Source organism: Photobacterium sp. Ph5 (genome assembly GCF_022129445.1).
Classification (GTDB): Bacteria; Pseudomonadota; Gammaproteobacteria; order Enterobacterales; family Vibrionaceae; genus Photobacterium.
Map to the genome: position 1 here is coordinate 1 of NZ_JADQAQ010000021.1, position 12974 is coordinate 12974.

Sequence of the window (12974 nt, forward strand, 5' to 3'; positions counted from 1 at the left end):
TGCCGCCAGCGTTCAATCTGAGCCATGATCAAACTCTTCAATTAAAGTTTTGTTGGTCTTTCGACCGGCTCAATGAATACTGTTAAAATACCACTAACTAGAAGCTAGTTAGGATATTTGAATTGACTGTGCCAAATAATCCTTCTCTATAAAGAGATGAGTTATTTGTATTGGTCACTAGTATCATTGATAAATCTTTCGACTTAACTTTTCAACGAGTGCCCACACAGATTGCATGGTCAAATTGTTAAAGAACAATCTTCAGCGAAACTAAAACTTTTGAACGTTTCAAGCTTTCGTTGAAGTGGATGGTCATTCTAGCGAAATAAGCTGTCGTGTCAAACACTTTTTTCAACTTATTTTATTAAATCTTTCATCCTATCGTCACATCCGGAAATCCTTACTGGAAGCCGTTATCGTGTCGATGTGGCGGCATTATAGAGACAAAATGAGGCTTAGCAAGTAATAATTAACTTTTCTTTTAAAAAAGAGCACTTTAGATCAAAAAGCAACCAACTCTCTATTTTTCATTCCTTTGCTGCTTAAATTGCGCTGCAAAATCGCTCACTTTATTCCAATCCGTGTATTCCACTTCTTTCGTCGTATCTGTTTCTCCTCCTGTGATTTTCATAATCAACTTAATCATTGTGCGATCAAAGAAGTTATAACGGGGATATCTTAGTGCGCCAGCAAAAACGCCGATTAACACAGGGTGCCATGGTGACTTAATTAAGAACTTCTTAATATAAGCACTGCCCTCTGGCGTATCTTTGCCTTCTTTACGCGCAGTAAGATTCACACAAAAGAAAGCAACATTATATTGTGACAGTTCTTGTTGGTATTTATTGATAAAGCGATACAGTTTCTTATTGAAGTGACCATAACGAATAGAGGCGCCAACAAGCACAAGATCATACAAACTAAAATCAACATTGGGCTCACTGTGAATGTCTATATAGTCACAGTGGTACTGATCACCTAATTGTTGCTCAATATGATTTAAGATTTTCTTGGTTTGCCCTTCACAACTCGAATGCAGCAACAATACCTTTTCCATAAGTACTCCTTTAGTTACGCCAGAATGTCGGCGTAAATAAAACTAATAATGTAAAGACTTCTAATCGGCCAAATAACATCGCAATAATTAATATCCATTTTGCGGAATCATTAACTTCACCAAAGTGGACTGCGACTTCCCCTAAACCGGGGCCTAAATTATTAAGTGTGGCTGCAACAGCAGAGAATGCAGTCAGCTCATCAAGCCCGGTCGCGATTAATGCCAACATGCAAACCACAAACACTAAGGCATAAGCCGAGAAAAACCCCCACACAGCATCAACGACTCGCTGAGGTAATGCTTTATTACCCAACTTAATCGTGTAAACCGCACGCGGGTGAACAAGACGTTTTAATTCACGTACACCTTGCAAAGAAAGCAGTAAGATTCGGATCACTTTCATACCACCACCTGTTGAGCCTGCACACCCTCCTATAAATGAAGAGAACAAAAGCAGTACAGGTAAAAACAGCGGCCAATCAGAGAATCCAGTGGTCGTAAATCCTGCGGTGGTTGAGATAGATACAGTTTGAAATAACGCCTGATCAAATGCCGTAAAATAGGAATCATAAGGGCTATGTTTGAGTAATAAACCAAAACATATACCAAATAAAATCACCTGCGCACCGAGAAATGCGCGAAACTCAGGATCACGCCAATAGGTTCTTAAGTGCACACCACCGTTACCGAAGGCAGCAAAGTGCAAAGAAAAATTGCATGCTGAAATTAAAAGAAACACCACAGTGATCATATTAATCGCGGGGCTATTAAAATACCCGATACTGGCATCGTGGGTAGAAAAACCACCAATAGCGATAGTTGAGAAACTATGTGAGATAGCATCAAAAGCTGACATCCCTGCTAACCAAAATGCGAGTGCGCAAGCAATGGTTAAGGCAAGATAGATATACCACAAGGTTTTTGCTGTCTCAGCAATACGCGGCGTCATCTTACTGTCTTTTACCGGTCCCGGAATTTCTGCTCTATATAGCTGCATACCACCGATACCCAGTACGGGTAAAATAGCGACGGCAAGTACGATGATCCCCATACCACCAAACCACTGTAACAACTGGCGATAAAACAAAATCGCTTTAGGCAGATAGTCAAGACCGACAATAACGGTCGCTCCTGTGGTTGTCAGCGCGGAAAATGATTCAAAAAAGGAGTCTGCGACTGACAAATCAGGCGTTTTAGATAATAAAAATGGGATTGCACCCGCACTACCAATAACCACCCAAAATAAGACAACAATAAGAAAACCGTCTCGAGCTTTGAGTTCATGGCGATGTTGTCGGTTTGGTAGCCACAATAAACCACCACCCGCAATAAGAATGAAGAACGTCACGACAAACGGAAAACCCGCACCATCACGATAAATCAATGCCACCAATGCTGGAATAAGCATAGTGACACTAAATAACGCGAGCAATAGCCCGACGATTCGAATAATTGAACGAAATTGCATGGCCTAAGCGGCTCTCACCTTTATATGGAAATGATTATGTATCTGAAGCCGAGGCTGCAATGATGCGCCCACCACTACGATTGGTTAATTTGGCACGGAACTCTTCCACTATACGATTATCTAGCTCTATCTGCATAGTGACTTGATTACCATAATCGGCATGTAACTGAGTGCCATTGTATTCACTTAATAATGATTCAACCAAAGACACTTGATTATATTCACAACTCAAATGCAATGTTGATGTGATCACTTTTTCTTTTGTTTCGAGTAATGTTAGGGCTTGTTGTACCCCGCCACCATAAGCTTTTACTAACCCACCGGTACCTAAACGAATACCACCATAGTAACGTGTTACAACAGCGGTAATTTCACCGACACCAGAGCCTGTTAGCTGTGCCAATATTGGTTTACCTGCAGTGCCTGATGGCTCACCATCATCACTAAACCCCCATTTCATAGAATCACTAGGGCGACCAGCGACAAATGCCCAGCAATTATGGCGTGCATCATGATGACGCTCTTTAATTTGCTGAACAAATTGCTTTGCAGCTTCAATGGTAGGGGTATGCGCTAAATAAGTAATAAAGCGACTTTTCTTGATCTCTTCTTCAAATATCACATCAGCAGTAGGAACAAGATAAGGTTCAGAATTCGACATTATTTACGCCTTAATGATAAAGGGGAGGCAGGATACCACATTCCTCTCTATCTCATAGTGCTGTCGTTAACACCCTGTAATTACGCTATGCGTCAACTCACACCCTGTCTTGAAGTTGAGTCACTCATCATAAATGTTAAACAAATGTTTAAATTAGTGTTTGAATTTGTTTCTTTTAGGGTTCACACTTAGTTTATACCTACAACAGGTCAAACCAGTTAGATCAAACCAAATCCAGCGTAGACTGGAACATATGGAGATAGAACATGATTTACCAAGGTGAAACCCTATCCGTTAGCTATCTGGAAGATGGTATTGCGGAGATCAACCTTAATGCTCAAGGCCCAGTGAATAAATTCAATATTTCGACACTGGAAAGCTTCAATCAAGCACTTAATGCGTTGTATCAACAACCCGATTTAAAAGGGGTAATTATTACCTCTGCAAAAGACGCCTTTATTGTCGGTGCAGATATTACTGAGTTTCTCGGACTATTTGCCAAGCCAGAGCAAGAGCTCTCACAATGGCTTTCTCATGCCAATGACATCTTTAATAAGCTTGAAGATCTCCCCGTACCGACGCTTTCAGCCATCAATGGTTATGCGTTAGGTGGCGGTTGTGAGTGTGTACTTGCTACAGATTTTCGTGTTGCTGACACCAAGGCGCGTATTGGCCTGCCTGAAACCAAGCTGGGGATCATGCCGGGCTTTGGCGGTACAGTAAGACTGCCGCGTTTAATTGGTGCTGATTCAGCAATGGAAATCATTACCGCAGGTAAAGATAAGAAAGCACAAGACGCTTTAAAATTAGGACTGGTTGATGCTGTTGTTGAAACTGACAACTTGAAGTGTGCCGCACTGGCAATGATAAAAAGTGCGATTGAAGGAAAACTAGATTGGCAACAACGTCGACAACAAAAACAAGCACCGCTCTCGCTTAATAAAATAGAAGCCACTATGAGCTTCTCGACAGCCAAAGGTATGGTCGCCAAAGTCGCGGGTAAACATTACCCTGCACCTATGGCTGCTGTGGCGACTATCGAACAAGCTGCACGATGCGCTCGAGATGAAGCATTAGTGATAGAAAACCAGCATTTTGTTCAATTAGCCAAAACCGATGTTGCTCAAGCATTGGTCAGCATTTTCTTAAACGATCAATATATTAAAAGCCAAGCCAAAAAAGCGTCAAAATCAGCAAAACCGACAGAGCACGCCATGGTATTAGGCGCTGGTATTATGGGTGGTGGTATCGCCTATCAATCAGCGCTAAAAGGCACGCCTGTTTTAATGAAAGATATTGCTGAAGCCTCATTAAGCTTAGGCATGAATGAAGCAGCCAAGCTGTTAAATAAACAACTTGAACGTAAGCGTATTGATGGTTTAAAAATGGCTTCCGTTCTGTCATCCATTACTCCGAGTTTGCATTACGCTGGCGCAGACAGTGTAGATATCGTAGTAGAAGCAGTCGTTGAAAATCCAAAAGTAAAAGCGGCGGTTTTAGCTGATGTTGAAAACCAAGTAACCGACGACACCGTGATTGCTTCAAATACCTCAACCATTCCAATTAACCTACTAGCTAAATCACTTAAACGCCCTGAAAATTTCTGTGGTATGCACTTTTTCAACCCCGTTCATCGCATGCCATTAGTTGAGATCATTCGCGGTGAAAAAACATCGAAAGAGACCATCGATCGCGTTGTCGCTTATGCTGCGAAAATGGGTAAATCGCCAATTGTTGTTAATGACTGCCCAGGGTTCTTTGTGAACCGCGTGCTCTTCCCTTACTTTGCTGGCTTTAGCTTATTGCTTAAAGATGGTGCTGATTACATTCAAATCGATAAAGTCATGGAAAAAGAGTTTGGTTGGCCAATGGGTCCAGCTTATCTACTCGATGTTGTCGGCATTGATACGGCTCATCACGCGCAAGCGGTCATGGCCGAAGGTTTCCCTGATCGTATGGGGAAAAACGGTAAAGATGCCATTGATGTGATGTTTGAAGCACAGCGTTTCGGTCAGAAAAATGGCCATGGTTTCTTTAGCTACTCTATCGATCGTAAAGGTAAACCGAAAAAAGCAGTATCAGATAAGACAGAGGCACTTCTTGCCCCTGTTTGCCAACCAAGTACAACGTTTACCAGCGATGCTATTATCGCTCGTATGATGATCCCTATGATTAATGAAGTGGTGCGTTGTTTAGAAGAAAACATTATCGCCACGCCAGCCGAAGCCGATATGGCGTTAGTGTACGGTTTAGGTTTCCCACCATTTAGAGGTGGTGTGTTCCGTTACCTTGATAGCTTAGGACTTGCAAATTATGTGGCACTGGCCGATCAGTATGCCGAATTAGGTGCATTGTATGAAGTACCAAAAGGACTACGAGAAAAAGCCACTAAAGGCGAAACGTACTATAACCATACCACTAACCTGAACGCTTAAGGATGAGGACATCATTATGAATAACGTTGTAATTGTTGATTGTATCCGCACCCCAATGGGACGTTCAAAAGCTGGGGCTTATAGAAACGTTCGCGCCGAAGATCTTTCTGCTCACTTAATGAAAGGTTTGCTTGAGCGCAACCCACAACTCGACCCAAACAATATTGAAGATATTTACTGGGGCTGTGTGCAGCAAACCTTAGAGCAAGGTTTTAATGTCGCACGTAATGCCGCACTTTTAGCAGGTATTCCCCATTCAGTTGGTGCTACGACGGTCAATCGCTTATGTGGTTCATCAATGCAAGCGATACATGATGCAACCCGCGCAATCATGGTTGGTGACGCGAAAACGTGCATTATCGGTGGCGTTGAACACATGGGACATGTGCCAATGAACCATGGTGTTGATTTCCACCCTGGATTGTCAAAATCCGTTGCAAAAGCAGCGGGTATGATGGGGCTAACCGCTGAAATGCTAGGTCGAATGCATGGTATCAGTCGAGAAATGCAAGATGCCTTTGCTGCACGCTCTCATCAACGTGCTTACGCAGCCACAGTTGAAGGACGATTTAATAACGAAATATTCGCCACTGAAGGTCACGATAGCGATGGGATTTTAAAGCGCTTTGAAACCGATGAAGTTATTCGTCCTGAAACAACCGTCGAAACATTGAGTCAGCTTCGCCCTGTATTCGATCCTGTCAATGGCACGGTTACCGCAGGCACCTCTTCAACCTTATCTGATGGCGCATCCGCTATGCTATTAATGGATGAGCAACATGCCCGCGATTTAGGGCTCCGTATTCGTGCACGCGTAAAATCGATGGCCGTTGCGGGCTGCGATCCTTCGATTATGGGCTATGGCCCAGTACCTGCCACTCAAAAAGCACTTAAACGAGCAGGCTTAACCATCGATGACATCGGAATGATAGAACTCAATGAAGCCTTTGCAGCGCAATCGCTCCCTTGCGCAAAAGACTTAGGCCTACTCGATAAAATGGATGAAAAAGTCAATCTCAATGGCGGTGCGATTGCACTTGGGCATCCTCTTGGCTGTTCAGGCTCTCGTATTTCAACCACATTAATAAACTTAATGGAAAGCCATGACGTTGAGTTTGGTTTAGCTACCATGTGTATTGGTCTTGGCCAAGGTATTGCTACCATTTTTGAACGCGTAGAATAATAGACACGCCACTGACACAAAAAGCTTACCCTCACGGTAAGCTTTTTTTATTCTCGCTATTTATTTTTTATATTAGCGATATACTCAATCAGACTATCTACCTAAAAAATAAAAGACGATTTCAACGAATATATGCTAGGTGTACATAGATACCATGATTAAGTTTCATTTTATTCATAACTAAAAGTCGATATACACTTATCTTACATTCACTGTCGAACATGAATTTACCGGAGCATTGCTATGTTTAAAGCACTCGTACTAGAACAAGAAGATAAAAAAACAATTGCAGGTATTCGTCAGCTAGAAACATCAGAGCTTCCTGAAGGTGATGTATTAATTAATGTTGATTACTCTTCACTGAATTACAAAGATGGTTTAGCGATCACCGGTAAAGGTCGCATTGTTCGTCAATTCCCAATGGTTCCTGGTGTCGATCTAACGGGTACTGTCGCTGAATCTTCAGATGACCGATACCAAGCGGGCGATAAAGTCGTCTTAACTGGCTGGGGTGTTGGTGAAGGTCACTGGGGCGGTATGGCAGAAAAAGCGCGCCTAAAAGCTGATTGGTTAGTGCCACTACCAAAAAAATTCGATGGCAAACAAGCCATGATGATTGGTACAGCAGGCTTAACAGCAATGCTTTGTGTGCAAGCGCTGATTGATGCTGATGTAAAACCAGAAGACGGTGAAATTTTAGTTACAGGTGCAAGTGGCGGTGTTGGCTCAGTTGCTGTGACTTTACTTTCTCAACTAGGCTATAAAGTAGCGGCAGTGACAGGTCGCGCAGAAGTTAACGGCGACCTACTAAAAACGCTAGGCGCAACAACAATTATTGAGCGTAGTGTATTTGAAGAGCCTGCTCGTCCATTAGATAAACAACTATGGGCTGGTGCTATTGATACAGTAGGTAGCAAAGTATTGGCAAAAGTATTGAGCCAAATTAACTACAATGGCGCGGTTGCAATTTGTGGTCTTGCTGGCGGTTTCGATTTACCAACAACAGTAATGCCATTTATTCTTCGTAACGTTCGCCTACAAGGTGTAGATTCAGTCATGTGTCCGTTCGAGAAACGTCAACAAGCATGGCAACGTCTATCTGAAATTCTACCAGCAAGCTACTTTGAACAAGCTTGTCGCGAAGTAGAACTTGAAGAAGTTGCTGAATGCGCTGAAGCGATCACTAATGGTCAAATCACAGGTCGTGTCGTTATCAAGCTTTAATCGATAACCCCCACACCAACTAAGGTCAGCCATTGTGCTGGCCTTTTTGTTATCTGCTATTTTATTAAGCCCATATCCAGGATCCGCGAATCAATTAACCGACTACACTCTTCTTTTATAATGTTACGTAGCCATATTTGCGATGCTGAATGCTCACACCGTGAGTGCCAAATAAGTGAATAATCAAACGGTTTAAACTCAAATGGCAGCGGTTTAACTACCAAGTCATAACGTTCTGCGACTAAATACGCGAGATCGGCAGGAACGGTAATAATCAATGGCATGATCTTAAGAACCGCTAATGCCGCTTCTAAGTGGTAAGCCCGTAGTACCATTTTAGGTTCAGGATAACCTCGTAACTCATCATCAATTAATGATTTAACTCCATCACTAATAGCTATCATGGCATGAGGGAACGTTAGGTAGTCATCAAAAGTTAACGGTTTATCAGCTAAAGGGTGATCCTTTGCAACCAAACAAAACACACTCACTAAACCAAGTTGCTGATGGCAAAGTGAATCAATATCTCCCACAGGACGACAAATCGCCATATCACAACCATTACTGGTCAATTGTCCCAATAAATGATCATGTTGTAGTGGCGCAAACTCTAATGATATATGCGGGGCTTCTTGATAGATTCGAGGCAATGCAAAAGGCAAAATAGTCTGCATCGCATAATCGGTAGTCGCAATTTTAAAGCGCTGCTCACATTGGCTTGGTTGAAAATCATTCGGGGTTAATAAAAGTCGTAACGACTCCAGCGGATCATTGAGCTGCTCATTAATTTCCAATGCCCGCTGAGTCGGAATTAATGCCTGTCCTTGTCGAGTAAATAAGGGATCATGCAATAAATCACGTAATCGACCTAACACGCGGCTCATGGCTGATTGGCTTAAGTTCAAACGAACAGCAGCACGACTAACACTGCCCTCATCCAAAAGAACTTTCAGTGCTACTAATAAATTTAAGTCACGACGATAAACTTCTTCTAGTTCCATTTGGATCTCAGGGACTCGGAATTAATCAAATATGACAATATTATGGGGGGATAGATAAAAAAAATCCCGCTTTAATCGCGGGAAAGCCCAAGATGATGGGTGTAGGTTATCAATAAATTAGTTTTCTTCTTCCAATTCAGCATCACTCGTAAGTTCAAACCATAAACCAAGAGCAGCAGAAAATAGGCCACCAATAGCAAAAATACCCATATCATTTGAACTAGTTAACATGATGGTGCAAAACGAGATAAAACACAGCACGGCATAAATTGTCAGTCTATCCATTGATGTCAGCATACTACTTCCCCCTAATCCTTCAGAAAGAAACGTTATCAACTTGTTAATTACGTTACACAGTATATCTTGATTTGCCAAGTGTTATTGATTAATTCTTGCCCATAAGTATGATCTAACACTTACTAATAAGATGTGTATGTTATGACTGCTATTTTTGATAATCCGACTCACAGCCTAGAAGCACAAGGACTACGCTGCCCTGAACCTGTGATGATGGTTCGTAAAACGGTAAGGAAAATGGCCGAAGGCGAAACCCTATTGGTATTGGCTGACGATCCGTCAACCACACGTGATATTCCAAGCTTTTGCCGCTTTATGGATCACACGCTGCTTGCCGCAGAAACAGAAAGCGTGCCTTATCGCTTTTTGATCCAAAAAGGCACGAATTAAGCAGTGTTAAAAATACCAAGAACAAAAAAGGCAGCCATTGATTAAATTAGGCTGCCTTTTTAATTGCTATCACGTAATCCCTAACGCGAAAACACACTACACATCATTCATTTTTTGACGCAGTACTGCTAACTCGTGGTGTAAATCACGCATCTCTTTTTTAAGCGGTAAGACATAGCGCAGCCGGATCAATGAATCTAGCGCAAGATATAACGTAACAAGTGCCCCTACCACCATGGGAAGCCACATATCTGTTAAGACCATACCGAATATATTGAGCACCAATGCTAAGTGAAATAACCAACATTGGCTTTTCAACGATATCGCGAGAAACTGAGCCATACTCCCTCCTGCAATTTCAGCAAAAACGAACAAATGACATAACTTCATTTACTCTAGCATGAGAAAATCAGCATATCTTATGGCGCTATCACACTTCATCATAATGAAACAAAACTCTTATTCCTGCAGGGTAATAAGCAATGTTTCACATGAAACGTTCTGTGCTATCTACATACCCAAAGCGGCTCCTACGGCGAGGAAAACAAAGAGTGTGGCTGTAATTTTGCGTATCAGTCCTAATGGCATTTTTTCAGCAGATAACTTACCAATAAGAACAACCGGAACATTGGCCAACAACATTCCAATCGTCGTACCAAGTACAACCCATACTAATGCGTCATGGTATTTCGCCCCAAGCATCGTCGTAGCAATTTGGGTTTTATCTCCAATCTCTGCAATAAAGAATGCGATAAAACTGGCGATAAATGGTCCTCGATTCGATAGCTTTTCATCATCATCGAGTTTATCGGGAATTAAGATCCAGCCAGCCATTAAAATAAAGCTCACCACTAACACCCACTTTAAAATATTCGGCGTAAGGTAATCAGCAATGGCAACACCAAGCCATGCAGCTAACGCATGATTAACAATGGTCGCAAGAAAAATGGCACTGATAATAGGAAGGGGTTTGCGATATCGACTAGCAAGCAGTAGGGATAATAATTGGGTCTTGTCCCCTATTTCGGCTAGAGCGACAGACGTAATAGAAATAGCTAAAACACTCACAACATACTCTCTGGGGTGGGAATTATTGATACCAATAGCAAAACATACACTCCCACCCCGGTTTGTGTTGTTTGCCGTTGGTCTTGCCAAATTTATCGCGTTGGATAAATCATAATTACCACGAAGATTTTGCTTCGATTATGTTGATAATTATCTCGCAAGGTGCGAGAGGCTACTCCCCAAAGGAGTCATAATTCTAACAGAGAAAAGAAGAGATTTTAACCATCTGCATTATTCTATCGATACAAAAACGGTGAGCCAGCGCTCACCGTTTGATTACGCTAACGTAATATTAGCCGAGTGGAGAAAGAATAATTTCTACACGACGGTTTTGCGCACGACCGTTCTCAGTGCTGTTCGAGGCGATTGGGTTGGATTCACCACGACCTTGAGATACAACACGGTTTGCATTCACACCTTGGCGGATTAGGTAGTTAGCAACGGCATCTGCACGTACTTGAGATAGGCGAAGGTTGTAAGACGCAGCACCTTTGCTATCGGTGAAACCTAATACATTTAATTGCGTTTTTTCGTATTCTTTGGCAACAAGGGCTACATTGTGTAGAGCATTCATCGCACGATCATTTAGGTTTGCCTGATCAAAACCAAATGTGATTTCGTTTGGCATGTTTAGAATGATGTTATTTCCGTCACGAGTAACAGTGATACCTGAAGATGCTAGTTGCTGACGTAGTTTCGCTTCTTGCACATCCATGTAGTAACCAATACCGCCACCAAGCGCAGCACCAGCAGCTGCACCAATTAGTGCACCTTTACCACGGTCGTGCTTGCTTGAAGAAGCCACACCAATTGCTGCACCAGCAAGCGCACCAATGATTGAACCACCAGTACCTTTTGCTGTTTGTGATTCACCCGTGTATGGGTTTACTGTTGAACAACCAGCCATAGTTACAGAAGCGACAACAGAAAGTACTGCCGCACGCACCCACTTTTTAGATGCCATTGCTTTATTTTGAGCCATCTTTTTAAGTATCCGTATACTCGATATAGAATCGATAAATTAGAAATTTATTATACTGGCAATAACAGCCAGAAATATTTGTCGCATATTGTAATCAACAACGCTATATGAGGCATCAAGAGAATGTAAAAATTCCCTTAATTCAAAACAAAACTGCATGAACGTGGAAGAATTTTGGTAAATCCCCTCAAAGATGTGTAAAAAACACGCACTGCCCCTACTCGCCTTAGGGTTGGCGAGGTATACTGGATTATTACTCATTTTAATCCACTAATCTCGCGAAGCTGACAATGCAGAAATACGATATTAAAACCTTTCAGGGCATGATCCTCGCGCTGCAGGATTACTGGGGCCAACAAGGTTGTACTATTGTACAACCACTAGACATGGAAGTGGGCGCAGGAACTTCTCACCCAATGACATGTTTACGTGCTCTAGGTCCAGAACCAATTGCAGCAGCGTATGTACAACCATCTCGCCGCCCAACTGACGGTCGTTACGGTGAAAACCCTAACCGTCTACAGCACTACTACCAGTTCCAAGTGATGCTAAAACCATCGCCAGACAACATTCAAGAACTGTACTTAGGCTCATTAGAAGTGCTAGGTATCGATACTAAAGTGCACGACATCCGTTTTGTTGAAGACAACTGGGAAAACCCTACACTGGGTGCTTGGGGTCTAGGCTGGGAAGTTTGGCTAAACGGCATGGAAGTAACACAGTTTACTTACTTCCAGCAGGTTGGTGGCCTTGAGTGTAAACCTGTAACAGGTGAAATCACTTACGGTATCGAGCGCCTTGCTATGTACATCCAGAACGTTGATTCTGTGTACGACCTTGTATGGACAGATGGTCCTCTAGGTAAAGTGACATACGGTGATATCTTCCACCAAAACGAAGTTGAGCAATCAACGTACAACTTTGAGCACGCTGACGTCGACTTCCTATTCACATTCTTCGATCAATGTGAAAAAGAGTCAATCAAACTGCTAGAGCTAGAGCAGCCACTACCGTTGCCAGCTTACGAGCGTATTCTAAAAGCCGCTCATGCATTTAACCTATTAGATGCACGTAAAGCGATCTCTGTAACTGAGCGTCAACGTTACATTTTGCGTATCCGCAACGTAACTAAACAAGTTGCTGAAGCTTACTACGCATCCCGTGAAGCACTTGGCTTCCCAATGTGTAAAAAAGACAAGTAAGGGATC

At 42.4% G+C, this 12974-nt stretch carries 13 protein-coding genes; 5 read left to right on the top strand and 8 right to left on the bottom strand.

The features are described from left to right. Positions 1-520: 520 nt before the first annotated feature. From hemG to I3259_RS09940, 3 genes are read right to left on the bottom strand one after another with little or no spacing between them, the layout of a single operon-like run. Positions 521-1057, bottom strand: coding sequence for a menaquinone-dependent protoporphyrinogen IX dehydrogenase (gene hemG / locus I3259_RS09930; protein ID WP_238029477.1), 537 nt, complete (start codon positions 1055-1057; stop codon positions 521-523). A 10-nt stretch (positions 1058-1067) separates the two neighbouring features. Next, the gene (locus I3259_RS09935; protein WP_238029478.1) at positions 1068-2525 is read right to left on the bottom strand and encodes a TrkH family potassium uptake protein; all 1458 of its coding nucleotides are present in this window, start codon (positions 2523-2525) and stop codon (positions 1068-1070) included. Positions 2526-2559: 34 nt separating this feature from the next. Then, the gene (locus I3259_RS09940; protein WP_238029479.1) at positions 2560-3186 is read right to left on the bottom strand and encodes a YigZ family protein; all 627 of its coding nucleotides are present in this window, start codon (positions 3184-3186) and stop codon (positions 2560-2562) included. A gap of 266 nt (positions 3187-3452) precedes the next feature. Here I3259_RS09940 and fadB point away from each other — a divergent pair, with 266 nt between their 5' ends. The 3 genes from fadB (at position 3453) to I3259_RS09955 (ending at position 8028) form a co-directional block, all read left to right on the top strand. Continuing rightward, positions 3453-5621 (top strand): fatty acid oxidation complex subunit alpha FadB, encoded by a 2169-nt coding sequence (fadB, locus tag I3259_RS09945; RefSeq protein ID WP_238029480.1) that lies wholly within the window; start codon positions 3453-3455, stop codon positions 5619-5621. Between the two features lie 16 nt (positions 5622-5637). After that, on the top strand, positions 5638-6804 hold the full coding sequence (fadA, locus tag I3259_RS09950; protein WP_238029481.1) for an acetyl-CoA C-acyltransferase FadA: 1167 nt from the start codon (positions 5638-5640) through the stop codon (positions 6802-6804). Between the two features lie 243 nt (positions 6805-7047). Beyond that, entirely contained in the window at positions 7048-8028 is a 981-nt protein-coding gene (locus I3259_RS09955; protein WP_238029482.1) for an MDR family oxidoreductase, read from the top strand. 56 nt (positions 8029-8084) lie between these two features. Here I3259_RS09955 and I3259_RS09960 read toward each other — a convergent pair whose 3' ends face one another. Both I3259_RS09960 and I3259_RS09965 read right to left on the bottom strand, forming a co-directional pair. After that, complete coding sequence (locus tag I3259_RS09960; protein ID WP_238029483.1) at positions 8085-9029, bottom strand: LysR family transcriptional regulator; 945 nt, start codon at positions 9027-9029, stop codon at positions 8085-8087. Positions 9030-9146: 117 nt separating this feature from the next. Further along, complete coding sequence (locus I3259_RS09965; RefSeq protein ID WP_005372235.1) at positions 9147-9326, bottom strand: hypothetical protein; 180 nt, start codon at positions 9324-9326, stop codon at positions 9147-9149. A gap of 141 nt (positions 9327-9467) precedes the next feature. Here I3259_RS09965 and tusA point away from each other — a divergent pair, with 141 nt between their 5' ends. Then, positions 9468-9716, top strand: a complete 249-nt coding sequence (gene tusA, locus I3259_RS09970) for a sulfurtransferase TusA (protein ID WP_005372237.1) — start codon at positions 9468-9470, stop codon at positions 9714-9716. Positions 9717-9812: 96 nt separating this feature from the next. On the opposite strand, the gene I3259_RS09975 is transcribed toward tusA, so the two are convergent. From I3259_RS09975 to I3259_RS09985, 3 genes are all read right to left on the bottom strand, one after another. Next, entirely contained in the window at positions 9813-10058 is a 246-nt protein-coding gene (locus I3259_RS09975; protein WP_238029484.1) for a hypothetical protein, read from the bottom strand. A gap of 168 nt (positions 10059-10226) precedes the next feature. Beyond that, positions 10227-10784, bottom strand: coding sequence for a TMEM165/GDT1 family protein (locus tag I3259_RS09980; RefSeq protein ID WP_238029485.1), 558 nt, complete (start codon positions 10782-10784; stop codon positions 10227-10229). Between the two features lie 292 nt (positions 10785-11076). Then, complete coding sequence (locus I3259_RS09985; protein WP_238029486.1) at positions 11077-11766, bottom strand: OmpA family protein; 690 nt, start codon at positions 11764-11766, stop codon at positions 11077-11079. A 290-nt stretch (positions 11767-12056) separates the two neighbouring features. On the opposite strand from I3259_RS09985, the gene glyQ reads away from it, so the two are divergent. Beyond that, entirely contained in the window at positions 12057-12968 is a 912-nt protein-coding gene (gene glyQ, locus I3259_RS09990; protein ID WP_005372243.1) for a glycine--tRNA ligase subunit alpha, read from the top strand. The last annotated feature ends 6 nt before the right edge of the window (positions 12969-12974 follow it).